Source organism: Vogesella fluminis, assembly GCF_014652335.1.
Lineage (GTDB): Bacteria > Pseudomonadota > Gammaproteobacteria > Burkholderiales > Chromobacteriaceae > Vogesella > Vogesella fluminis.
Genome location: NZ_BMYP01000009.1, coordinates 51,303 through 74,242, shown reverse-complemented (window position 1 = coordinate 74,242; position 22,940 = coordinate 51,303). Strand labels below are relative to the sequence as shown.

The following is a 22,940-nucleotide window of genomic DNA, read 5'->3' as shown; positions in this document are numbered from 1 at the left end:
AACTGCAGCGACACCTGTCAAGCCTTGCCGGCAGGCTTTGTTCATGCATCAAAAAAAGCCACCGCCGGCAGGCGGTGGCTGTGAGCGGCGTGGTGTCTCAGGCGTGGTACGGACGCGACAGGCGGTGCACGGCGGCGACCAGCGCGGCGGCGTGTTCCGGGTCGGCAAACTGCGAGATGCCGTGGCCGAGGTTGAACACGTGGCCGGAGCCGTGGCCGTAAGCCGCCAGGATGCGGCCGGCTTCAGCCTCGATCGCCGCAGGACTGCCGAACAGCGCGTTCGGGTCAAAGTTGCCCTGCAGCGCCACCTTGTCGCCGACGCGGGCGCGCGCCTGGCCGATGTCGGTGGTCCAGTCCAGGCCCACGCAGTCGGCACCGATGGCGGCGATCTGCTCCAGCCACTGGCCGCCACCCTTGGTAAACACGATCACCGGCACGCGGCGGCCGTCGGCCTCGCGCTTGAGGCCGGCGATGATCTGCTGCATGTAGGCCAGCGAGAATTCCCGGTACGCGGCGTGGCTCAGTGCGCCACCCCAGGTATCGAAGATCTGCACCGCCTGCGCGCCGGCATCGATCTGCGCGTTGAGGTAGGCGGTCACCGAGTCGGCGGTGATGCGCAGGATGTGATGCAGCAGTTCCGGGCGGCCGTACAGCATCGCCTTGACGTGGCGGAAGTCGGCGGAGCCGGCGCCCTCGATCATGTAGCAGGCCAGCGTGAACGGGCTGCCGGAGAAGCCGATCAGCGGCACGCGGCCATCCAGCGCGCGGCGGATGCTGGATACCGCGTCGAACACGTACTGCAGCTTGTCCAGCGGTGCCACCTGCAGCGCCCTGACTGCCGCCTCGTCGCGCAGCGGACGGGCAAAGCGCGGGCCCTCGCCCTCGGCGAAGGACAGCCCCAGCCCCATCGCGTCCGGCACCGTCAGGATGTCGGAGAACAGGATGGCCGCATCCAGCGGGAAGCGCTCCAGCGGCTGCAGCGTCACCTCGGTGGCGTAGTCCGGGCTGGTGCACAGACCCATGAAGCTGCCGGCGCGCGCGCGGGTGGCGCGGTATTCCGGCAGGTAGCGGCCGGCCTGGCGCATCATCCAGATCGGGGTGTATTCAACCGGCTGCTTCAGCAGCGCGCGCAGGAAGGTATCGTTCTTGAGCTGGGTCATGTTGGCTATACGGGCAGAAAAGGTTGGCCGCATTATACCCCGCACCGGCGGCGCTGCCTTGACTTGACTGCGGCATTGCCCGATGTTTTTTGCATCATTCCGTCATGCAGGGTCATGGCTGCGACACCCCGCCCAGGTACGCCAGCAGGCGGCGGATGCGCGTGCGCAGGCCGTCGAGGTAGGTGTACACCACCGGCAGCACGATCAGCGTCAGCACGGTGGAGGTGATCAGGCCGCCGATGATGGCGTGCGCCATTGGCCGCTGCGTCTCCGAGCCGGCGCCGCTGGCCAGCGCCAGCGGCAGCATGCCGAAGATCATCGCCAGGCTGGTCATCATGATCGGGCGCAGCCGCACGCGGCCGGCCTCGACGATGGCGTCCAGCCGCGCCATGCCTTCCTTGCGGCTCTGGTTGATGAAGTCGACCAGCAGGATGCCGTTCTTCGCCGCCAGCCCCATCAGCATGATGATGCCGATCACCGAGAACATGTTCAGCGTGGAGCCGAACAGCCACAGCGCGGCGAACACGCCGACGAAGGCCAGCGGCAGCGCCATCATGATGGTCACCGGCAACGTGAAGCTGCGGAACTGCGCGGCGAGAATGAGATAAATGAAGATCACGCCCATCGCCAGCGCCTGCACCGCGTAGTCCAGCGATTCCTGCATGTCCTTCTGCTCGCCCTCCTGCGACAGCACCACCCCGGCCGGCAGCCGCAGCGGCTTCAGCGCGGCATCGACGCCGGCAAACACCTCGCCGGCGCTGCGGCCGCTGATGTTGGCGGTGACGCTGATCTCGCGCATCAGGTCGGTGCGCTCGATCTGGCGCGGGCTGCTGCCCGGCTCAATGCGCGCCAGCTGCGCCAGCGGCACCATATTGGCCTCGCCGTTGTCGCGCCGCGCGCCAGGCACCATCAGCACCTCCAGCAGCGCCGCCTCGCGCCCCTCGCGCGGCAACTGCAGCCGCACGTCGTAGTTTTCGCCGTCCGGCGCCTCCCACGTCGTCACCGTGCTGCCGGCCAGCAGCACCGACAGCGTGTTGCCGACGCGGGTGAGATCCACGCCCAGCGAGGCGGCGGCGTCGCGGTCCAGGCGCACGTCCAGCGCCGGGTCAGCGTCGGAAAAGCTGCTCTGCACGTCGCGCACGCCGTTGACGCGCGCGATCGCCGCCGTCACCGCGCCGGTAGCCTCGCGCAGTGCCTGCAGGTCGCTGCCGCGGATGCCGATATTGACCGGCTTGCCGCCGGGGCCGTGCTGGCCCAGCTCCTGCACCGAATCCAGCTCGATGCCGGCCACCCGCTGCGCGCTGCTGCGCGCCGCGGCCATCAGCTGGAACAGGTCGCGCTGGCGCGACTGCTTGTCGCCGACGTCGATGGTCAGCTGCGCCTCGTTGCGGCCGGCGCCGAAGCGGCCGCCGCCGATCTTGCTGTCGACGGTGTTCACCTCCGGAATACTGCGCAGCTGCGCCTCTACCTCGCGCGCCTTGGCGGCGGTGTATTCCAGCGTCGAGCCGGGCGCGGTCTTGAACGACAGGCGGAAGTCACCGTTGTCGGCACGCGGCAGGAATTCGCCGCCGATCACCGGCACCAGCATGAAGCTGCCGACGGTCAGCGCCAGCGCCGTGGCCAGCACCGTCTTGCGATGAGCCAGCGCCCAGCGGATCACCCGCACGTAGCCGTCTGCGAGGCGATCGAGCGAGGCCTCGAACCAGTCCAGCGCGCGGCCGACCGGGCCCTTGTGGTGGTCGCCGTGGCGGTGCGGGTCGTGCCACACCGAGGACAGCATCGGGTCCAGCGTGAACGATACGAACATCGAGATCAGCACCGCCACCGTCACCGCGAGGCCGAACTGGTGGAAGAACTTGCCGATGATGCCGCCCATGAAGCCGACCGGCAGGAACACCGCGACGATGGTCAGCGTGGTGGCCAGTACCGCGAGGCCGATCTCGTTGGTACCGTCCAGCGCCGCCTGGTAGTGGCCCTTGCCCAGCGTGGCGTGGCGCACGATGTTCTCGCGCACCACGATGGCGTCGTCGATCAACAGGCCGATGGACAGCGACAGCGCCATCAGCGTCATCACGTTGAGGGTGAAGCCCAGCGCCTGCAGCGCGAACAGGGTGCCCAGCAGCGCGATCGGCAGCGTGAGGCCGGTAATCACCGTGCTGCGCCAGCTGCCGAGGAACAGGAACACGATCAGCACCGTCAGCAGCGCGCCCTCCAGCAGCGTCTGCTGCACCCCGCGCAGCGACTTGCGCACCTCGTCCGACTTGTCGTAGGTGAGCTTGACCTCGCTGCCGGCCGGCAGCTGCGCCCGCTGTTCGGCGATCACCGCCTTCACCGCGTCGGCCACTTCTACCACGTTGGCGCCGCGCGCGGCGCGCACGTCCAGCCCCACCGCCGGCTTGCCGTCGATCAGGCTGATGCTGTTCTTTTCTTCCTCGCTGTCGCGCACCTCGGCCACGTCGGCCAGCCGTATGGTCGCGCCCTGGCGCGTGGCGATGCCCAGCTCGCGGAAACTGTCCACCGAGACAAGCTTGCCGGCGACGCGCACCGACAGCTCGTCGCGCTGGCTGCTGACCTGGCCGGCCGGGAAATCACGGTTGGCCGCGGCGATGGCATCGGCCACCTCGCTGACCGACAGCCCCAGCGCCTCCAGCCGGTACGGCTGCAGCTCGATGCGGATCTCGCGCTTGCTGGCACCGGTCAGCTTCACCTCGCCGACGCCGCTCACCGTCTGCAGCCGCTTCTTCAGCACATTGTCCAGCCAGTTGCTCAGCTCGCGCTGCGAGCCGTCCTGCTGGCTGAAGGTGTAGGACATCAGCGGCTCGTCGTTGGGATTCATCTGCGAGATGGTCGGCGTGCTCACCTCGCGCCGCAGCCGGCCCTGTACGGCGCCGATCTTGTCGCGCACCTCCTGCAGGCCGGCGGCCGCATCGGTGGACAGCTCGAATTCCACCACCAGCGTGGCATTGCCCTCGAAGGAATAGGAACGGATGTGCTTGATGCCGCCTATGGTGTTGACCGCCTCTTCCAGCGGGCGGGTGACCTCGCTCTCGATCACCTCCGGCGAGGCGCCGGGATAGGACGCCGACACCACCGCCACCGGGAAGCGGATATCGGGAAACTCCTCCACCGGCAGCTGCTTCCAGGCAAACAGGCCCAGCACCGTCAACAGCAGCATCATCACGGCGGCCAGATAGGGGTTCTGCACGCTGACGCGGGTTAACCACATGGTGTCACCTTCTCCTTAGCGCGGCAGCGCCACGCGGTCGCCCGGTTTCAGCCCCAGCAGCGGCGCCGCCAGCAGCGTGCGGCCAACCTCGACGCCGCGCACCGCCAGCACCCGCTCGTTGTCGTTGCGCAGCACGACGCTGACCGGCTGGCGACGCAGGATGTCGCCATCCAGCAGCATCACCCACGGCGCGCTGCCGTCGGCATCGCGCACCGCCGCCTGCGGCAGGCGCACCGCGTCGCTGATTTCACGCAGGATCACCTCGCCGCTGACGAACTGTCCGGCCTGCAGCCGGCCGGCACGGTTGTCGACGCGCAGATAGGCATTGAAGGTGCGGCTGCCGGCATTGGCCACCGGGTTGATACGCAGCAGCTGCGCGGCAAACGGCTCGCTGGCGCCCTCGACGCGGAAGTGCGCGCGCTGGCCGGACTGCAGCTGCGCCACCTGCCGCGCCGGGATGCTGGCGGTCGCCTCCAGCTGGCTGAGGTCGGCGATGGCGAACAGCTTCTGGTTGCGGCTGACCTGCTCGCCCGGCTGGATGCGGCGGGCGTAGACCACGCCGTCCATCGGCGAGTGCACCGCGGTATCGGCCAGGCTCTTGCGCGCGCGCGCCAGCTGGCTGCGGCGGGCGTTGACGTCGCCTTCGCGGATGCGGTACTCGCTGTCCACCTCGTCGAACGCCAGCTTGGAAATGAAGCCCTGCTGGTACAGCTCGCGCTGCTTGTCGCGCTTCAGCCGCGCCAGATGCAGCCGCGCCTCGTCGTTGGCCAGCTGTGCCTGCTGCTCCAGCAGTGCCTGCTGCAGTGTCTCGCCGTCCAGCCGCGCCAGCAGTTGGCCGCGGCGCACGCTTTCGCCCTCGCGCACCAGCACCTCGCGCACGCTGGCGTCGATCTCGGCGGCGACCTCGATGCTGGTCAGCGCGTTGAGGGTGGCGGTAAACGGCAGGCTGGCGGCCACCGGCGCCTGCGTCGCCTGCAGCACGTCGCCGCGCGCCAGCTGGCGCAGCGGGGCGGCGGCCGCGGCGCTGGCGGCACTGGCATCATGGCCGCTGGTGGCCGGTTGGCCGCAAGCGGCAAGCAGCACGCCGGCGGCAAGGCAGATGCTTCGGAACAGGATCGGGCGGGTCATGGTTACAGGCTTTCTCGAATCTGGTGGCGGCTCAGGGACGCGGCGCCGGGGTCATGCCGCGCGGCAACAGCAGCCAGAACCTGCCCTGCTGCTTCATGCGGCCGGCGTACATGCCGGCTTCGGTGCCGAAGCCGAAAAAGAAATCGCCACGCACCGCACCGCGGATGGCACCGCCGGTGTCCTGCGCGTGCATCAGCCGGGTCAGCGGCTTGGGGCTGCCATCCAGCGGCCAGGTGGTGGCCAGGTACACCGGCGCCCCCAGCGGGATGTAGCGCGGATCGACCGCCAGGCTGTGGCCGTCGGTCAGCGGCACGCCCAGCGCGCCGATCGGGCCGCCGCCGCTGCTATGCAGGGTGCGGAAGAACACGTAGCTCGGGTTGACGTCGAACAGCTCGCGGCGACGCTGCGGGTTGGCTTCCAGCCAGCCCTTGATGCCCTGCATGCTGGCCTCGGCCAGTGTCAGCTGCTGCTGGTCGATCAGCCAGCGGCCGATCGACTTGTACGGGTGGCCGTTCTGCTCGGCGTAGGTCACCCGCAAAAAGCTGCCGTCTTCCAGCTGGATGCGGCCGGAGCCCTGCACCTGCAGGAAGAACAGCTCGGTTTCGTCCTCCACCCAGGCCAGCACCGGCGCGCTGCCTACGCCCTTGCCGGTGTTGATCTCGGCGCGGCTGTAGTACGGCAGCAGGTGGTTACCGTTGAGGCGGCCCTTCAGGGTGCGGGTGCGGCTGTCGATGACGAAATCGGCCGGCGTCACCAGCAACTCGTCGGCGCCGGGCTGGCTCTTGCCCGCCACCACCTGCAGCCGGTTGCCGCCGCTGCGGCGCACCACCAGTTGCGTGGCCGCGCGCTGTTCCGCGCTGATGTCGAGCAGCAACAGATCCTGCGGCACGCCGTACACCGGGTACGGCGTCTGCGCGCTGCGCTGGCGGCTGCCGCTGAGCAGCGGCTCGTAGTAGCCGGTGATCAGGCCGCTATCCTTGCCGGCCTCGCTGACCTGCCACGGCACGAAGCGGCTCTCGTAAAAGCGGCGGATGCCGTCAACGTTGGCCGCATCCAGCGTCGCGGCCTCGCTGCAGACCGCCTGCCACTGCGGACGGCCGGCCAGCAGGCGGCAGCTTTCGCGCAGCGCCAGCAGGCTCTCGCTGGCCAGCGAGCTGTCCCACTGCGGCAGCTGGCTGAACGCGGCCGGCTGGTAGCGGATGCTATCGGCGGGCGACGACGGCGGCAGGGTGGAAACGGTGGAACAGGCGGCCAGCCACAGCAGGCTGGCGCTCAGCAGTAAACGGTTCAGCATGGAAACAGGACTCTCGGAAAACCCGGAACAGGCACGGGTGCTAGAGCGGCGCGGCACCGGAAAGTTCGGATGGTACTGGAACGGCAGCCGGAAAAACAATGCGGCTGTCGTGAATACGACAGCCGCCGTGTCCGTACACCGGCCGGTGCATGGCCTGCCGCAGCAGCCGGCCATGCGCACGTCGCCGCTCAGCCCTGGTCCTGGGCGGCCATGTCGGCGCGCACCTGATCCATGTCCAGATCGCGTACCGCCTGCACCAGTTGCTCGAACTGCGGCGCCATCATCGCGCCGGCCTGGTGGAACACCACGATGCCGTCCTTCAGCGCCATCACCGTCGGGATGGAACGGATCTTGAAGTGGGCGGCCAGCTCCTGCTCATCCTCGGTGTTGATCTTGGCGAACACGATGTCGGGGTGTTTTTCCGCCGCCGCCTCGAAGATCGGGCCGAACGACTTGCACGGGCCGCACCACGGCGCCCAGAAGTCGAGAATCACCATGCCGTCACCCTCGACGGTATCGTTAAAGGTATCGGCAGTTACATTTACATAGGCCATGACGGCTCCTTGGATTCGTTTGCGGCGGCCGCTGCGGCCAACCTTGCTGCTGTTCAAGATGGTCGCTGGGCGGCGACCAGGCAAGGGATGGCCGCCATTAAATTTCGCGATACCGCCTATTGGCGGCCGCTATCAGTGACGATGGCGGATGCGCCAGCACTGGTGGATCTTCTTGTTGCGGAAGTCCTCCGGCACCGACTGCGCGCTGATGTCCTGCACCGCGTAGTCGGCGACCAACCTGTCGTCCAGCGTGAAACTGCGCAGGTTGTTGGAAAAGTACAGCACGCCGTCCGGCGCCAAGAGCCGCATCGCGCCGTCGACCAGCTTGACCTGGTCGCGCTGCACGTCCAGCTCGTCCATCATCTTCTTGGAGTTGGAGAAGCTGGGCGGGTCCATCACGATCAGGTCGAACTGCTTGCCGGCAAAGGCGGCGTCTTCCAGATACTGGAACACGTCGTCGCGGATCAGCTGGTGGCGGGCGAGGTCCAGGCCGTTCAGCTCGAAATTGCGCCGGCTCCACGCCTGGTAGGTGTTGGACAGGTCCACCGTCTCGCTGGACACCGCGCCGCCGGCGGCCGCGTACACGGTGAAGCTGCCGGTGTAGGCGAACAGGTTGAGGAAGCGCTTGCCGGCGGCCTCGTCGCGCACCCGCTTGCGGGTGTTGCGGTGGTCGAGGAACAGGCCGGTGTCGAGGTAGGCATCCAGATTCACCCAGAAGCGCTGCCCCTGCTCCGCCACCACGAAGTCCTCGCCCTCGCGGCCGGTCTTCTCGTACTGGCTTTCGCCCTTCTGGCGGCGGCGCGTCTTCAGCGCGATGTTCCACAGCGGTACGCCGGTGATGTCGCTGATCGCCTGCTGCACCGCGGCGATCCACGCCACGTACTCATCGTCGGCGATCTGCCAGCCGGTGTCGTATTCCTGCAGGTGGATACGCTTGCCGTACAGGTCGATGATCAGCGGAAACTGCGGCACGTCGCGGTCGTAGACGCGCCAGGCGTCCAGCTCGTTGCGGCGCGCCCATTTGGCGTAGTGCTTGTAGTTCTTGGCAAGCCGGTTGGCAAAGGCGGAAACGTCAACCATGCAACTTCCTTTTCGATAAAAACCAAACGCCGGAACATGTCCGGCGCCAATATTCGGTGCGTTGCGGCCAACGTTGGCCGCACGGCTAGTCGTTGTTCAGCGCGGCCTGCTGCCGTTCATGATAGGCCACCAGGCGGCGGTATACCGGTTCCGGCACGTACTGGCGGATCATCTGTTCCCAGCCCTGCGGCCCCATCAGGCCCTTGACCATGGTGGAGGATACCTCGGCGTATTCGCGCGGCGGCAGCAGGAAGATGGTGGTGATGTCGGCGTGCAGGTCGGAATTGATGTAGCGCATGGTGCGCTCGTACTCGTAGTCGCTGGCGGTGCGGATGCCGCGAATGATGTAGTTGGCTTCAATGCTCTGCGCGTAGTTGACCAGGAACTGGTTCTCGAACACCTCGACCCGCAGCTTGGAAAAGCCGCGCGTCACCGCACGCAGCATGTCCAGACGCTCGTCCACACTGAAGGTGCAATGTTTTTCCGGATTGACGCCGATGGCCACCACCACCTCGTCAAACAGTTCCACGGCCTCGCGTATCATCCACAAGTGCCCGTTGGTCACCGGGTCAAAACTACCGGCATAGACGGCGCGCTTCAATTGATGCTTTCCTTTGCGACTGTTTGTCATGGCGGAATGTAGCGTGGCTGGGGATGGTGGACAAGGAATTTTTGCTGCATTGCAAAAATAAAAGCACCGGCGCGGTGCGCTAACGCATCACGCCGGTGCGGCACTCTCTTGCAGAATATCAGGCGTTGATGGTTTCCGCATGATGGCACGCCACTTCGCGGCCTTCGAGGGTGCGCAATTGCGGCACTTCCCTGCCGCACAGCTCGGTCGCGTAGGGGCAGCGCTTGTGGAAGGCGCAGCCGCTCGGCGGGTTGAGCGGGCTGGGCAGCTCGCCGTGGATCTTGATCTTGATGCTGCGGTCTTCCGGATAGATCGACGGTGTCGCCGACAGCAGCGCCTGGGTGTAGGGGTGCAGTGGCCTGGCGTAGATCGTTTCCTTGCTGCCCACCTCCACCGCGCGGCCGAGGTACATCACCATCAGGTCGTCGGCGACGTGCTCCACCACCGCCAGGTTGTGCGAGATGAACACGTAGGCGGTGTTGAACTCTTCCTGCAGGTCCATGAACAGGTTCAGCACCTGCGCCTGGATCGACACGTCCAGTGCCGAGGTCGGCTCGTCGGCGATCACGATCTGCGGCTGCAGCATCATGGCGCGCGCGATGGCGATACGCTGGCGCTGGCCGCCGGAGAACATGTGCGGGTAGCGGTAGTAGTGCTCGGGGCGCAGGCCGACGCGCTTCATCATCGCCTTGACCTTGTCCTCGCGCTCCTTTGCCGTCAGCTTGGTGTTGATCAGCAGCGGCTCGCCCAGCTGGTCGCCGACCTTCTGCCGCGGGTTGAGCGAGGCGTACGGGTTCTGGAACACCATCTGCACCTTGCTGCGCAGCGCCTTGAGTTCGGCCTTGCCGGCATGGGCGATGTCGACGCCGTCCAGCACCAGCGAACCGGCGGTCGGTGCCTCGATCAGCGTCAGCTGCCGTGCCAGCGTGGACTTGCCGCAGCCGGATTCGCCGACCACCGCCAGCGTCTTGCCGGCCTTGAGTTCAAACGACACGCCGTTCAGCGCCTTGACCACGGCCTTCGGTTTCATGAAGCCCTGCGACACCTCGTAGTGACGGGTCAGGTCGCGAGCCTGCAATACAGTCTGGCTCATGGGGCCTCCTTCTTCTCGAACAGCGGGTAGAAGCAACGCACGGCACCATGCTCGTGCGCGGTAATGCCGGGACGCTCGTTGCGGCAGCGTTCCTGCACGTACGGGCAGCGCGGCGACAGCAGACAGCCGCTCGGGCGGTCGTACTGGCCGGGCACGATGCCGGGCAGGGTCACCAGCCGGCGTGCGCCCTTGCTGTGCTCCGGAATGGAGGACAGCAGCGCCTGGGTATACGGATGCACCGGGTGACGGAACAGCTGCGGCACGGTGCCTTCCTCGGCCACCTGGCCGGCGTACATCACCGCCACGCGGTGCGCCACCTCGGCAATCACCGCCAGATCGTGGGTGATCATCAGCAGTGCCATATTGCGTTCTTTTTGCAGGTTGACCAGCAGGTCCATGATCTGCGCCTGGATGGTGACGTCCAGCGCGGTGGTCGGCTCGTCGGCGATCAGCAGCTTGGGGTTACAGGCCAGCGCCACCGCGATCATCACGCGCTGGCTCATGCCGCCGGACAGCTGGTGCGGATAGGCCTCCAGCCGGGTCTTCGCCGCCGGAATCTCCACCAGCTCCATCAGTTCCAGCGCACGCGCCTTCAGCGCCGCACCGCGCAGGCCCTGGTGCACCTTGAGCACTTCCATGATCTGGTAGCCGACGGTGTAGCTCGGGTTCAGCGAGGTCATCGGATCCTGGAAGATCATGGCGATGTCCTTGCCGACGATCTTGCGGCGTTCCCGCGCGCTGATGGTGAGCAGGTTCTTGCCGTCGAAGCTCAGCTCGTCGGCGACGATGCGGCCCTGCCCTTCCAGCAGGCCCATCATCGCCATCATGGTCACCGACTTGCCGGAGCCAGATTCGCCGACGATACCGACGATCTCGCCCTGGTCGACCGACAGGTCCAGCCCTTCCACGGCGCGGAACGGGTTTTTCTCGGAGCCGAATTCGACCGAGAGGTTCTTGATTTGCAACAGACTCATGATTTTCCCTTACGCCGCGCGCTTCATTTTCGGGTCCAGCGCATCGCGCAGGCCGTCGCCCATCAGGTTGATCGACAACACCGACACCAGGATGGTCAGACCCGGCAGGGTCACCACCCACCAGGCGCTGTCCATGTAGTCACGCGCCGAGGCCAGCATGGTGCCCCACTCCGGTGTCGGCGGCTGTACGCCGAGGCCGAGGAAGCCCAGCGCCGCGATTTCCAGGATGGCGGAGGAGAAGCTCATGGTGGCGTGCACGATCAGCGGCGCCATGCAGTTGGGCAGCACGGTGACGAACATCAGGCGCAGCAAGCCGGCGCCGGCGACGCGCGAGGCGGTCACGTAGTCGCGGTTCAGTTCGGTCATCGCCGAGGCGCGCGTCAGCCGCACGTAGGCCGGCAGCGATACCACGGCGATGGCGATCATCGCGTTGACCAGGCCCGGCCCGAGGATGGCCATGATCGCCACCGCCAGCAGCAGCGACGGCAAGGCCATCATCACGTCCATCAGGCGCATGATCAGGGTGCCCAGCGCCTTGGGGAAGAAGGCGGCCAGCAAGCCCATCACCACGCCGGGAACCAGCGCCATCACCACCGACACCAGACCGATCAGCAGCGACAGGCGCGCGCCGTGGATCAGGCGCGACAGGATGTCGCGGCCAAGCTCGTCGGTGCCGAGCAGGAACCGGCTGCTGCCGCCATCGGCCCAGGCCGGCGGCGTCAGAAAGTAGTCGCGGAACTGTTCGATCGGGTCGTACGGCGCGATCCACGGCGCAAACAGCGCACAGACGGCGACGATGGTCATGAACACCAGCCCGGCGACGGCACCCTTGTTGTGGGAGAAGCCTTGCCAGAACTCCTTGAGCGGCGAAGGATAGCCACCGGCCAGATCTTCAACCGGCGCCGCGGTGGGCGCAGTAGAAATGGATGTCATTGCTCGCCCCTTACTTGGCATGACGGATGCGCGGGTTCGCGATGCCGTACAGGATGTCTACGATGAAGTTGGTGAGGATCACCAGCGTGGCCACGATCAGGATGCCGTTCTGCACCACCGGGTAGTCGCGGCGACCGATGGCGTCGATCAGCCACTTGCCGATGCCGGGCCAGGAGAAAATGGTCTCGGTCAGCACCGCGCCACCCATCAGCGTGCCCACCTGCAGTCCGATCACGGTCAGCACCGGGATCAGCGCGTTGCGCAGGGTGTGGATGAAGATCACGCGCGCCGGCGACAGACCCTTGGCGCGGGCGGTACGCACGTAGTCTTCGCGCAGCACTTCCAGCATCGACGAGCGCGTCATCCGCGCGATCACCGCCAGCGGAATGGTGCCCAGCACGATGGCCGGCAGGATCAGGTGCATCACCGCGTCCTTGAAGGCGCCGGCGTTGTATTCGGGATCGGCCATTTCGGCACGCCAGGCGTCGATCAGCATGAAGCCGGTATCGGGCTGCACGTCAAAGGCGAGATCGAGACGGCCGGAAACCGGAGTCCAGCCCAGTTGTACCGAAAACAGCATGATCAGGATCAGGCCCCACCAGAAGATCGGCATAGAAAAACCGGTCAGCGAGATGCCCATCACGCCGTGGTCGAAGATGGAGCCGCGCTTGATCGCCGCCACCACGCCGGCCAGCAGGCCACAGACGGTGGCGAACACCAGCGCGCACAGCGCCAGCTCCAGCGTGGCCGGGAACAGGGTGGTGAATTCGCTCCACACGCTCTGCTGGGTTTTCAGCGAGGCGCCGAGATTGCCCTGGAACAGGTTGCCGATATAGTCGAAGTACTGGATATACAGCGGCTGATCCAGGCCCAGGCGCTTCATCGCCGCCGCGTGCAGCACCGGGTCTAGCGAACGCTCACCCATCATCACCTCGATGGGATCGCCGGGGATCATGCGGATCAGGCTGAAGGTAATCAGCGTGATGCCGAAAAAGGTCGGAATCAGCACGCCAAGACGACGCAGGATAAAGAAAAACATGTGAAGGTCTCCCGTCCACGCACAAGGCTGGCGTGACGTATTGCTGCAAGAGACAGGGAACGGGGACTGCAGGAAGGAAAACATGAGGTGCCGGGCGACGTAGCTGCATCTGACCACCCACCTACACCAGATGCATCGCCGCCACGGCAGGATGCACTTTACGGATCGCACACCGCGGTTGCCTTGATGCAAGTCAACCGCCGGACACCCATCCGCCACGGCCGCGCCCCGATTTTCCTTTTGCATAAACCGTCCGCCTGATAATGAACAAGGAGGGGCCAAAGGCGCCCTCCTTGCCATTCACCCGGACCAGCCGGGCGATACCGCGAACTTACTTGACGCTAACGCCCTTGAAGGAATAGTCGCCGAACGGGCTGATCTTGAAGCCGTTCACTTCCTTGCGCATCGGCTGGTTCACCACCGAGTGGGCGATGGTCGACCAAGGCATGTCCTTCTTGAAGATTTCCTGTGCCTTCATGTACATGGCGGTGCGCTGCTTCAGGTCGGTGCTCTTGCGGGCGCCCAGCACTTCCTTGTCGAAGGCCTTGCTGCAGTAGCGCGCGTAGTTGGAGCCGCCGATGGCTTCGCAGGTCAGCAACACGCCGAGGAAGTTGTCCGGGCTGGCGTAGTCGCCGGTCCAGCCGATCAGGCCGGCATCATGCTCGCCGTTCTTCATGCGCTTGAGGTATTCACCCCACTCGTAGGAAGTGATCTTGGCCTTGACGCCGATCTTGGCCCAGTCGGCCTGGATCATTTCCGCCATCAGCTTGGCGTTCGGGTTGTACGGACGCTGTACCGGCATTGCCCACAGCGTGATTTCAAAGCCGTTCGGGTAGCCGGCCTTGGCCAGCAGGGCCTTGGCCTTGGCGATATCGGTCGACTGGTTGCGCAGCGACTTGTTGTACGACCACAGCGAAGCAGGGAACGGGTTGGCCGCTTCCTGGCCCTGGCCTTGGTACACGGCGTCGATGATCGCCTTGCGGTTGATCGCCATGTCCAGAGCCTGGCGCACTTCCAGCTTCTTCAGCTGCGGCTTTTCAACGTTGTAGGCGAGGTAGCCGATGTTGAAACCCGGTGCGGACAGCATCTTCAGCGCCGGATCGGCCTTCATGCCGGCCAGATCCTGCGGCTTCGGATAGGACATGATCTGGCATTCGCCGGCCTTCATCTTCTGGGCACGCACCGATGGGTCGGTGGTGATCGCGAAGATCAGGTTGTCGACCTTGACGTCGCCTTTTTTCCAGTATTGCTTGTTGGCCGCGTAACGGATCTGCGCGTCTTTCTGGTAGCGCTTCAGGATGAACGGACCAGTGCCGACCGGCTGCTGGTTGATCATCGACGCCTTGCCTTCCTTCATCAGCTTGTCGCCGAACTCGGCGGACAGGATGGACGCGAACGGCATCGCGATCTTGGCCAGCAGGTCGGCATCCGGGGCCTTCAGCTTGAACACCACGGTGTACGGATCGGTCTTCTCGACGGCGCTGATGTTGCTGTCCAGGCCGGTATCGGACGCGTACGGGAATTCGACGTTGTACGCTTTGCGGAACGGATGGTTCTTGTCGATCATCCGCATGAAACTGAACACCACGTCATCGGCATTGAAATCGCGGGACGGGGTGAAGTATTCGGTCGTGTGGAACTTGACGCCCTTGCGCAGCTTGAAGGTGTAGGTCAGGCCGTCCGGCGACGAGGTCCACGACTCGGCCAGACCCGGCTCGATATTGGTGGAACCGGCCTTGAACTCGATCAGGCGGTTGAACATGGCGTGACCGGCGGCGTCAAAGGTGGAACCGCCGGTGTATTGTGCAGAATCAAAGCCTTCAGGGCTGGCCTCGGAGCAGTAGATCAGGGTCCCTGCAGCCTGGGCGGCGGATGCCGCGGCAGTCAGACCGGCAGCCAGCAAAAGGTGTTTAGCAACTCGCATAGTTTCTCTATTCCTTATTGTGTTTTTAATGACGGCGTTGTTACGCCTCCATAGTTCCGGGCTGACGGGCCGCTCATTTTCCGCAGTCATCCAGGGGACGACCGCAGCAAAGCCCTTCCCGATTACGACATACAACTAACAAGCCGATAACGTTCTACGTGGATGGCTGGCAGCAGCATGTTCGTGTTGACTTTATACCGATCGCTGCAACGGAGCATCAGAAAAAGCACACCTCAGCCCAAGTCAAAAAACTGCGAACCGGGCAAAGTCTGCCGGCTGCGGCGCAGTATTTCACAGCCAACCTATCACATCCACTAAGTTATTATCATCATCAATGTGATTTTGTTATAGGCTTTTGCTTTCACTTTTCCAGGGCCGCACCATGATCCGTTTTCGCCAAATTGAGGCATTCCGCTCGTTAATGGACACCGGCACCACGGTGGGTGCGGCGCGGCGCATGCACATCACCCAGCCGGCGGTCAGCCGCCTGATCGCCGACCTGGAGGCCGACCTCGGCTTCCGCCTGTTCAACCGCACCAAGGGCCGCATGGAGCCGACCACCGCGGCGGTACGCTTCCAGCTGGCGGTGGAAGAGAATTTCCTCGGTCTCGAACGCCTGCGCAAGGCCGCCGAGACCATCCGCAAGGACGAGACCCAGGCGCTGAGCGTCGCCTGCATGCCGGTGCTGTCCACCACGCTTTTGCCTTTGATTCTAAAAGAGTTTTTCAAGATGCAGCCGGACGTGCCGGTCAACATCGACTCGGTCGGCAACGCCGAGGTGCTGGTGCGGCTGCAGGACCTGAAGGTGGACGTCGCGCTCAGCCTCGCCTTCCCCGCCATCGCCGGCATCGAGGTGGAGCCTATCCTGCAGGCCGAGGTGCTGTGCGCGCTGCCGGCCGGACACCGGCTGTGCGACAGGGAGGTGATCACCCCTGCCGACCTCGCCGGCGAAAACGTGATCGGCTGGATTCCCAACCGCCCGCTGAGCCAGGGCCAGGAAGACAAGTACTTTCCGCAAGGCATTGAAAAACCTCAGTTTCCCATCCGCACCCACACCTCGCATACCCGTTACGCGATGGTCGCGCACGGCCTTGGCGTCTCCATCGTCGAGCCGTTTGGCGCCCAGGTCTGGGAGAAACATGGCGTTGTCGTAAAGCCTTTCCAGACCGAGGCCACCCACGATTACGTGCTGGCCTACCCCAGCACCGGCCGCCGCTCAACACTGGTGCACGACTTCCGCGCCGCCACCATGAAGGTGATCCAGGATCCAGCGCTGGTGCCGTGGCAACATGCCGCCACCCAGTAAAAAAGCCGCAAAAAATGCCACAGGGAACTGTGGCATTTTAGTGACACTTAAATTTTGTCGCTCAGCATTTGCGCAGGATCACGCTGCCCACCGAGTAGCCGGCTCCGAACGAGGACAGCACACCAAGCTCGCCGGCGGTCATGTCTTCATGATGCAGGTGTAGCGCGATCACCGAACCGGCGGAACTGGTATTGGCGTACCGGTCCAGGATTACCGGCGCCTCTGTCGTATCGGCGTCGCGCCCCAGCACACGGCGCGCGATCAGCTGGTTCATGCTCAGGTTGGCCTGGTGCAGCCAGAAGCGCTTCACGTCGCCAGGCTGGATGGCCTGGCTGTCCAGGTGCGCGACGATGTGCTCACCCACCATCGGACATACTTCCTTGAATACCTTGCGCCCCTGCTGCATGAACAGCTTGTCCGGTGCGCCGATGCCGCGCTCGTCGCAACGGTTGAGGAAGCCGAAATTGTTGCGGATATTATTGGAGAACAGCGTCGCCAGCTTGCAGTCCACCACCTCGAAGCGCTGCGCCGCCGTGGCCAGATCGGCACGCTCCAGCAGCACTGCGGTGCAGGCATCGCCGAAGATGAAATGGCTGTCGCGGTCGCGGAAGTTGAGGTGTGCCGAGCAGATCTCCGGGTTCACCATCAGTACCGCGCGCGCCTGGCCGCTGGCGATGGCACCGACCGCAGTCTGGATGCCGAAGGTGGCCGAGGAGCAGGCGACGTTCATGTCGAAAGCGTAGCCGCTGATGCCCAGCGCCTGCTGCACCTCGATCGACAACGCCGGATACGGCCGCGGCATGTTGGAGCAGGCGACGATTACCATGTCGATGTCCGCCGCCGAGCGCCCGGCACGCTGCAATGCCTCGCGCGCCGCCGCCACTGCCATTTCCGCCTGCACCGACAGCACGTCGTTGTCGCGCTCCGGTAGTCTTGGTGCCATGCAGCGACTGTCGAGCACACCAGCGGCATCCATCAGGTAGCGCTGCTTGATGCCGGAGGCTTTTTCGATGAATCCGGCGCTGGACTCGGTCAGTGCCGCGATCTCGCCGCCTGCAATCTGTACCGCGTGGGCGGCGTTGAAGTCGGCTACATACTGGTTGAAAGCCGCAACCAGGGCTTCGTTACTGACGGCATGGGGCGGGGTAAACAGGCCGGTGCCGCTGATGACAACCTTATACATGGATAATCCTTCGGCAAGTGCGCTATGGCAGCTGGAATTCAAACAATTGTTTGTGCGAATCATACACCAGTCAGCGTGGAAAAATCCCGGCCACCGACAGTAAAACGCGTTACAATCACGCGCCCGCCTGCCGGTATGCCCTTGCGGCCAACCTTGTGCCAGCTGTCTCCTGCCGCACCCAAGACCCCATGAAAACCAAGGCCTGCAATAGTTGACTAAATTACTCGGATATAGGGTATAATTACCGCAACTATTCAGGGAGCCTGTCACCAATGCGCTTGACCACCAAAGGCCGCTTCGCCGTAACAGCCATGTTGGATCTTGCCCTGCGCGAAGCAAACGGCCCGGTGACACTGGCCGGCATCAGCGAGCGCCAGGGCATTTCCCTGTCGTATCTCGAACAGCTGTTCGGCAAGCTGCGCCGCTCGCAACTGGTGGACAGCGTGCGCGGCCCCGGTGGCGGCTATACGCTGGCACGCACCGTGCAGGAAATCTCCGTCGCCGACATCATCGTCGCGGTCGACGAATCGGTGGATGCCACCCAGTGCGGCGGCCGCGAGAACTGTCACGACAACCACCGCTGCATGACACACGACCTGTGGACCAACCTGAACCTGACCATCTTCGACTACCTGTCGAAGGTCAGCTTGGCCAGCCTGGTCGATGCGCAGCGCGCCAAAGAAACCTGCGTAGTAATAGATCAACGCCCACAACGCCGTAATGGCACCTGTAGCGAGCCGCTCGCCGGCAGCATCTGACCGTCGACCTCGTGGAGAACCCGTAATGAGCGAGCTGAAACACCCCATTTACCTCGATTACTCCGCGACCACGCCGGTCGACCCGCGTGTGGCGGAGGTAATGATTCCGTTCCTGACCGAAAACTTCGGCAACCCGGCCTCGCGCAGCCACGCCTACGGCTGGACCGCCGAGGAAGCGGTGGAAAACGCCCGCACCCAGGTCGCTGCCCTCGTGAACTGCGATCCGAAGGAAATCGTGTGGACCTCCGGCGCCACCGAATCGATCAACCTCGCGCTCAAAGGCGCCGCCCAGTTCTACAAGAGCAAGGGCAAGCATCTGATCACGCTGAAGACCGAACACAAGGCCACGCTGGATACCATGCGCGAGCTGGAGCGCCAGGGCTTCGAGGTCACCTACCTCGACGTGCAGGAAAACGGCCTGCTCGACCTCGCGGCACTGGAAGCGGCGCTGCGTCCGGACACCATCCTGGTGTCGGTGCTGTTCGTGAACAACGAGATCGGCGTGATCCAGGACATCCCGGCCATCGGCGACATGCTGCGCAGCCGCGGCATCCTGCTGCACGTGGATTCGGCGCAGGCCACCGGCAAGATCGACATCGACCTGGACAAGCTCAAGGTCGACCTGATGAGCTTCTCCGCGCACAAGACCTACGGCCCGAAAGGCATCGGCGCGCTGTACATCCGCCGCAAGCCGCGCGTGCGCCTGGAAGCGCAGATGCACGGCGGCGGTCACGAGCGCGGCTTCCGCTCCGGCACGCTGGCCACGCACCAGATCGCCGGCATGGGCGAGGCCTACCGCATCGCCCGCGAGAGCATGCACGCCGAAAACGAGCGTATCCGCATGCTGCGCGACCGCCTGTGGGCCGGCCTGCAGGACATCGAGGAGGTCTACCTCAACGGCGACATCGACGCCCGCGTACCGCACAACCTGAACGTGAGCTTCAACTTCGTCGAAGGCGAGAGCCTGATCATGGCGATCAAGGACCTGGCGGTATCGTCCGGTTCGGCCTGTACCTCGGCCTCGCTGGAACCGTCCTACGTGCTGCGCGCGCTGGGCCGCAACGACGAACTGGCGCACAGCTCGATCCGCTTCTCCATCGGCCGCTTCACTACCGAGGCCGATATCGACTACGCGATCAAGCTGCTGCAGGAAAAGATCGGCAAGCTGCGCGAGATGTCCCCGCTGTGGGAGATGTTCAAGGATGGCGTCGACCTGGGCAGCATCGAATGGGCGGCACACTGAGCAACGGTTAAAAGGATGCGGCCAACCTTATGGCGGCCGGCCGCATCGACAAGGAGAAAATCATGGCATACAGCGACAAGGTAATGGACCACTACGAGAACCCGCGTAACGTGGGGGCTTTCGACAAGGGCGACGAATCGGTCGGCACCGGCATGGTCGGCGCGCCGGCCTGTGGCGACGTGATGAAGCTGCAGATCAAGGTCAACGAACAGGGCGTGATCGAAGACGCCAAGTTCAAGACCTACGGCTGTGGCTCCGCCATTGCCTCCAGCTCGCTGGTGACCGAATGGGTCAAGGGCAAGACGCTGGACCAGGCGATGGCGCTGAAGAACACCGAGATCGCCGAAGAACTGGCGCTGCCGCCGGTCAAGATCCACTGCTCGATCCTGGCCGAAGACGCGATCAAGGCGGCCGTCGCCGACTACAAGCAAAAGCACGCTAAATGATTCCGGGCGGCCGCGGCCGCCCTCTTAATCCTGAAGGCAAACGCACTATGGCTATCACGCTTTCCGAAAACGCCGCCCGTCACGTCAGCAACTTCATCGCCAAGCGCGGCAAGGGGCTGGGCGTCCGCCTCGGCGTCAAGACTTCCGGCTGTTCCGGCATGGCCTACAAGCTGGAATTCGTCGATGTCGCCAGCGATGACGACATCGCGTTCGAGAGCTTCGGCGTCAAGGTGTTTACCGACGCCAAGAGCCTCGCCTACCTTGACGGCACCGAGCTGGACTACACCAAGGAAGGTCTCAACGAAGGCTTCAAGTTCAACAACCCGAACGTGAAAAACGAGTGCGGTTGTGGCGAGAGCTTCAACGTCTGATTTCCTTGTCGCGCTGACGGCCCCTGTCTGACAGGGGCCGCTGTCGCATCCCGAGCCCGCCTCGGGTATTGCCCGCAGAAAGCCTCCATGACCGCCGACCTGTTCTCCGATTTCCAGCAGGACCACTTTGCCCTGTTCGGCCTGCCGCGCCGCTTTGCGCTGGACGGCGCCGCGCTGGACACACTGTGGCGCAGTGCCGCGGCGCAGGTACACCCGGACCGCTTCGCCAGCGCCGGCGACGCCGAAAAGCGCATCGCGCTGATGGCCGCCACCCGCGTCAACGAAGCCTACCAGACGCTGAAATCGCCGCTGGCGCGCGCGCGCTACCTGCTGCGGCTGGCCGGCATCGACACCGCCGAGGAAACCAACACCAGCATGCCGCCGGCCTTCCTGATGGCGCAGATGGAATGGCGCGAGGCGATCGAGGACGCCCGCCACGGCCACGATGTCGACGCGCTGGAGCGGCTGTCGCGCCAGCTGCGCCTGGACGTGCGCGCGATGGAAGACGAGCTGGGCGAGGCGCTGGACGAGCAGCACGACCACGCCAGCGCCGCGCTGCTGGTGCGCAAGCTGCGCTTTCTGGAAAAGCTGGATCAGGAAATCGGCGACGCCATCGAGGCGTTGCTGTTTTGAGCATACCCAAGGTTGGCCGCAATACCGCGGCCAGCCCGGAATCATTGAATAAAGAGTAGCTAGCAGCCATGGCCCTACTGCAAATCACCGAACCCGGCTTATCCGCCGCCCCGCACCAGCATCGTCTGGCGGTCGGGATCGACCTTGGCACCACCAACTCGCTGGTCGCCACCGTGAAAAGCGGTGCCGCCACCGTGCTGCCGGACGAGCACGGCCGCAGCCTGCTGCCGTCGGTGGTGCGCTACCGCGACGACGGCCGCACCATCGTCGGTTTCGAGGCGCAGGCGGAACAGAGCCGCGACCCGAACAACACCATCGTGTCGGTGAAGCGCTTCATGGGCCGTGGCCTCGCCGATATCCAGGACGTTGGCCGTAGCCCCTACCGCTTCGTCGACGCGCCGGGCATGGTGCAACTGGTGACCCGCGCCGGCCACAAGAGCCCGGTGGAAGTGTCCGCCGACATTCTGAAGAACCTGCGTGAACGCGCCGAGGCCAGCCTCGGCGGCGAGCTGATCGGCGCGGTGATCACCGTGCCGGCCTACTTCGACGACGCGCAGCGCCAGGCCACCAAGGACGCCGCGCGCCTGGCCGGCCTCAACGTGCTGCGCCTCCTGAACGAGCCGACCGCCGCCGCCATCGCCTACGGGCTGGATAACGGTGCCGAGGGCACCTACGTGGTGTACGACCTCGGCGGCGGCACCTTCGACGTGTCGGTGCTGGCGCTGACCCGCGGCGTGTTCGAGGTGCTGGCCACCAGCGGCGACTCCTCGCTGGGCGGCGACGATTTCGACCACCGCATCTACTGCTGGATCCTGGAACAGGCCGGCCTGCACGGCCTGTCCGCGCACGACACCCGCCTGCTGCTGACCCGCGCCCGCGAGGCGAAGGAAGCGCTGACCGAGCACGCCGACACCCGCATCACCGCCGTGCTGGCCGACGGCCAGACCATCGACCTGCAACTGTCGCAGACCACCTTCCACGCCATCAGCAAGACGCTGATCGACAAGACGCTGCTGCCGGTACGCAAGGCGCTGCGCGACGCCAGGATCGGCGCCGGGGACGTCAAGGGCGTGGTGATGGTCGGCGGCGCCACGCGCATGCCGCAGGTACAGAAGGCGGTCGGCGATTTCTTCGGCCGCCCGCCGCTGACCAACCTCGACCCGGACAAGGTGGTGGCGCTGGGCGCCGCCATCCAGGCCAACGTGCTGGCCGGCAACAAGGGCGACGACGAGTGGCTGCTGCTGGACGTGATCCCGCTGTCGCTGGGGCTGGAAACCATGGGCGGCCTCACCGAGAAGATCATCCCGCGCAACAGCACCATCCCGATCGCGCGGGCGCAGGAATTCACCACCTTCAAGGACGGCCAGACCGCCCTCTCCGTGCACATCCTGCAGGGCGAGCGCGAACTGGTGTCCGATTGCCGCAGCCTGGCCAAGTTCGTGCTGCGCGGCATCCCGCCGATGGTGGCCGGCGCCGCACGCATCCGCGTCACCTTCCAGGTCGACGCCGACGGCCTGCTGGCGGTGACCGCGCGCGAGATGATCTCCGGTGTCGAAGCCAGCATCGAGGTGAAACCGTCCTACGGCCTGTCCGATGACGAGATCACGCGCATGCTCAGCGACTCCATCGCCCACGTCGCCGACGACATCAACGCGCGCAAGCTGCGCGAGGCGATGGTCGACGCCGACAGCCTGCTGGACGCGCTGGACGTGGCGCTGGCCAGTGACGCCGACCTGCTGGACGATGCCGAACGCGCCGCGCTGGACGAGGCGATGCAGGCGCTGCGCGACGCCATCGCCGCCGAGAGCACCAAGGACATCAACGCCTGCTCGCACCGCCTCAACCAGGCCAGTGAACCGTTTGCCGCGCGCCGCATGGACCGCAACATCCAGCGCGCGCTGACCGGCAAGAACATCGAAACCCTGTAAGCGTTGCGGCCAACGTTGGCCGCAACGCAGAACGACA

At 65.1% G+C, this 22,940-nt stretch carries 20 protein-coding genes; 7 read left to right on the top strand and 13 right to left on the bottom strand.

What is annotated here, in order from left to right; translation table 11 throughout:
• Window positions 1–97: 97 nt before the first annotated feature.
• The 12 genes from hemE to IE083_RS05010 form a co-directional block, all read right to left on the bottom strand.
• Window positions 98–1,159: a uroporphyrinogen decarboxylase gene (hemE, locus tag IE083_RS05065; RefSeq protein WP_189352541.1), complete on the bottom strand. Its 1,062-nt coding sequence runs from the start codon at window positions 1,157–1,159 to the stop codon at window positions 98–100.
• A 112-nt stretch (window positions 1,160–1,271) separates the two neighbouring features.
• Complete coding sequence (locus IE083_RS05060; protein ID WP_189352540.1) at window positions 1,272–4,385, bottom strand: efflux RND transporter permease subunit; 3,114 nt, start codon at window positions 4,383–4,385, stop codon at window positions 1,272–1,274.
• 15 nt (window positions 4,386–4,400) lie between these two features.
• The gene (locus IE083_RS05055; RefSeq protein WP_189352539.1) at window positions 4,401–5,513 is read right to left on the bottom strand and encodes an efflux RND transporter periplasmic adaptor subunit; all 1,113 of its coding nucleotides are present in this window, start codon (window positions 5,511–5,513) and stop codon (window positions 4,401–4,403) included.
• Window positions 5,514–5,544: 31 nt separating this feature from the next.
• Window positions 5,545–6,807 carry a murein transglycosylase A gene (mltA, locus tag IE083_RS05050; RefSeq protein ID WP_189352538.1) on the bottom strand — a complete coding sequence of 421 codons (1,263 nt, stop codon included), beginning with the start codon at window positions 6,805–6,807 and terminating at the stop codon, window positions 5,545–5,547.
• A 188-nt stretch (window positions 6,808–6,995) separates the two neighbouring features.
• Window positions 6,996–7,361: a thioredoxin gene (gene trxA, locus IE083_RS05045; protein WP_189352537.1), complete on the bottom strand. Its 366-nt coding sequence runs from the start codon at window positions 7,359–7,361 to the stop codon at window positions 6,996–6,998.
• Between the two features lie 132 nt (window positions 7,362–7,493).
• Entirely contained in the window at window positions 7,494–8,441 is a 948-nt protein-coding gene (locus tag IE083_RS05040) for a class I SAM-dependent methyltransferase (RefSeq protein WP_189352536.1), read from the bottom strand.
• An 85-nt stretch (window positions 8,442–8,526) separates the two neighbouring features.
• On the bottom strand, window positions 8,527–9,072 hold the full coding sequence (coaD, locus tag IE083_RS05035; protein WP_047966854.1) for a pantetheine-phosphate adenylyltransferase: 546 nt from the start codon (window positions 9,070–9,072) through the stop codon (window positions 8,527–8,529).
• Between the two features lie 118 nt (window positions 9,073–9,190).
• Window positions 9,191–10,165: a peptide ABC transporter ATP-binding protein gene (locus IE083_RS05030; protein ID WP_189352535.1), complete on the bottom strand. Its 975-nt coding sequence runs from the start codon at window positions 10,163–10,165 to the stop codon at window positions 9,191–9,193.
• On the bottom strand, window positions 10,162–11,139 hold the full coding sequence (locus tag IE083_RS05025; protein WP_189352534.1) for an ABC transporter ATP-binding protein: 978 nt from the start codon (window positions 11,137–11,139) through the stop codon (window positions 10,162–10,164). Before IE083_RS05025 ends, IE083_RS05030 begins: the two co-directional genes overlap by 4 nt.
• A gap of 9 nt (window positions 11,140–11,148) precedes the next feature.
• A complete protein-coding gene (locus IE083_RS05020; protein ID WP_189352533.1) occupies window positions 11,149–12,072 on the bottom strand; it encodes an ABC transporter permease subunit in 924 nt (307 codons plus the stop codon).
• A gap of 10 nt (window positions 12,073–12,082) precedes the next feature.
• Complete coding sequence (locus tag IE083_RS05015) at window positions 12,083–13,111, bottom strand: ABC transporter permease subunit (protein WP_189352532.1); 1,029 nt, start codon at window positions 13,109–13,111, stop codon at window positions 12,083–12,085.
• 331 nt (window positions 13,112–13,442) lie between these two features.
• A complete protein-coding gene (locus tag IE083_RS05010) occupies window positions 13,443–15,035 on the bottom strand; it encodes an ABC transporter substrate-binding protein (RefSeq protein WP_189352531.1) in 1,593 nt (530 codons plus the stop codon).
• A gap of 382 nt (window positions 15,036–15,417) precedes the next feature.
• Here IE083_RS05010 and IE083_RS05005 point away from each other — a divergent pair, with 382 nt between their 5' ends.
• Window positions 15,418–16,341, top strand: coding sequence for a LysR substrate-binding domain-containing protein (locus IE083_RS05005; RefSeq protein ID WP_189352530.1), 924 nt, complete (start codon window positions 15,418–15,420; stop codon window positions 16,339–16,341).
• A gap of 61 nt (window positions 16,342–16,402) precedes the next feature.
• Here IE083_RS05005 and IE083_RS05000 read toward each other — a convergent pair whose 3' ends face one another.
• A complete protein-coding gene (locus IE083_RS05000) occupies window positions 16,403–17,524 on the bottom strand; it encodes a beta-ketoacyl-ACP synthase III (protein ID WP_189352529.1) in 1,122 nt (373 codons plus the stop codon).
• A gap of 272 nt (window positions 17,525–17,796) precedes the next feature.
• Between IE083_RS05000 and iscR the strand changes: the two genes are divergently transcribed.
• From iscR to hscA, 6 genes are all read left to right on the top strand, one after another.
• Window positions 17,797–18,282, top strand: coding sequence for a Fe-S cluster assembly transcriptional regulator IscR (gene iscR, locus IE083_RS04995; RefSeq protein WP_189352528.1), 486 nt, complete (start codon window positions 17,797–17,799; stop codon window positions 18,280–18,282).
• A gap of 25 nt (window positions 18,283–18,307) precedes the next feature.
• Window positions 18,308–19,525, top strand: a complete 1,218-nt coding sequence (locus tag IE083_RS04990; protein ID WP_229799607.1) for an IscS subfamily cysteine desulfurase — start codon at window positions 18,308–18,310, stop codon at window positions 19,523–19,525.
• 62 nt (window positions 19,526–19,587) lie between these two features.
• Entirely contained in the window at window positions 19,588–19,971 is a 384-nt protein-coding gene (gene iscU, locus IE083_RS04985) for a Fe-S cluster assembly scaffold IscU (RefSeq protein ID WP_047966864.1), read from the top strand.
• A gap of 47 nt (window positions 19,972–20,018) precedes the next feature.
• The gene (iscA, locus tag IE083_RS04980; protein WP_047966865.1) at window positions 20,019–20,342 is read left to right on the top strand and encodes an iron-sulfur cluster assembly protein IscA; all 324 of its coding nucleotides are present in this window, start codon (window positions 20,019–20,021) and stop codon (window positions 20,340–20,342) included.
• Window positions 20,343–20,429: 87 nt separating this feature from the next.
• Entirely contained in the window at window positions 20,430–20,975 is a 546-nt protein-coding gene (hscB, locus tag IE083_RS04975; RefSeq protein ID WP_189352527.1) for a Fe-S protein assembly co-chaperone HscB, read from the top strand.
• 68 nt (window positions 20,976–21,043) lie between these two features.
• Entirely contained in the window at window positions 21,044–22,903 is a 1,860-nt protein-coding gene (gene hscA / locus IE083_RS04970) for a Fe-S protein assembly chaperone HscA (protein WP_189352526.1), read from the top strand.
• Window positions 22,904–22,940: the final 37 nt, after the last annotated feature.

Excerpts from the sequence above, each read along its gene's own strand:
- hemE (WP_189352541.1), bottom strand. The coding sequence starts at position 1,159 with ATGACCCAGCTCAAGAACGATACCTTCCTGCGCGCGCTGCTGAAGCAG.
- IE083_RS05060 (WP_189352540.1), bottom strand. The coding sequence starts at position 4,385 with ATGTGGTTAACCCGCGTCAGCGTGCAGAACCCCTATCTGGCCGCCGTG.
- IE083_RS05055 (WP_189352539.1), bottom strand. The coding sequence starts at position 5,513 with ATGACCCGCCCGATCCTGTTCCGAAGCATCTGCCTTGCCGCCGGCGTG.
- mltA (WP_189352538.1), bottom strand. The coding sequence starts at position 6,807 with ATGCTGAACCGTTTACTGCTGAGCGCCAGCCTGCTGTGGCTGGCCGCC.
- trxA (WP_189352537.1), bottom strand. The coding sequence starts at position 7,361 with ATGGCCTATGTAAATGTAACTGCCGATACCTTTAACGATACCGTCGAG.
- IE083_RS05040 (WP_189352536.1), bottom strand. The coding sequence starts at position 8,441 with ATGGTTGACGTTTCCGCCTTTGCCAACCGGCTTGCCAAGAACTACAAG.
- coaD (WP_047966854.1), bottom strand. The coding sequence starts at position 9,072 with ATGACAAACAGTCGCAAAGGAAAGCATCAATTGAAGCGCGCCGTCTAT.
- IE083_RS05030 (WP_189352535.1), bottom strand. The coding sequence starts at position 10,165 with ATGAGCCAGACTGTATTGCAGGCTCGCGACCTGACCCGTCACTACGAG.
- IE083_RS05025 (WP_189352534.1), bottom strand. The coding sequence starts at position 11,139 with ATGAGTCTGTTGCAAATCAAGAACCTCTCGGTCGAATTCGGCTCCGAG.
- IE083_RS05020 (WP_189352533.1), bottom strand. The coding sequence starts at position 12,072 with ATGACATCCATTTCTACTGCGCCCACCGCGGCGCCGGTTGAAGATCTG.
- IE083_RS05015 (WP_189352532.1), bottom strand. The coding sequence starts at position 13,111 with ATGTTTTTCTTTATCCTGCGTCGTCTTGGCGTGCTGATTCCGACCTTT.
- IE083_RS05010 (WP_189352531.1), bottom strand. The coding sequence starts at position 15,035 with ATGCGAGTTGCTAAACACCTTTTGCTGGCTGCCGGTCTGACTGCCGCG.
- IE083_RS05005 (WP_189352530.1), top strand. The coding sequence starts at position 15,418 with ATGATCCGTTTTCGCCAAATTGAGGCATTCCGCTCGTTAATGGACACC.
- IE083_RS05000 (WP_189352529.1), bottom strand. The coding sequence starts at position 17,524 with ATGTATAAGGTTGTCATCAGCGGCACCGGCCTGTTTACCCCGCCCCAT.
- iscR (WP_189352528.1), top strand. The coding sequence starts at position 17,797 with ATGCGCTTGACCACCAAAGGCCGCTTCGCCGTAACAGCCATGTTGGAT.
- IE083_RS04990 (WP_229799607.1), top strand. The coding sequence starts at position 18,308 with ATGAGCGAGCTGAAACACCCCATTTACCTCGATTACTCCGCGACCACG.
- iscU (WP_047966864.1), top strand. The coding sequence starts at position 19,588 with ATGGCATACAGCGACAAGGTAATGGACCACTACGAGAACCCGCGTAAC.
- iscA (WP_047966865.1), top strand. The coding sequence starts at position 20,019 with ATGGCTATCACGCTTTCCGAAAACGCCGCCCGTCACGTCAGCAACTTC.
- hscB (WP_189352527.1), top strand. The coding sequence starts at position 20,430 with ATGACCGCCGACCTGTTCTCCGATTTCCAGCAGGACCACTTTGCCCTG.
- hscA (WP_189352526.1), top strand. The coding sequence starts at position 21,044 with ATGGCCCTACTGCAAATCACCGAACCCGGCTTATCCGCCGCCCCGCAC.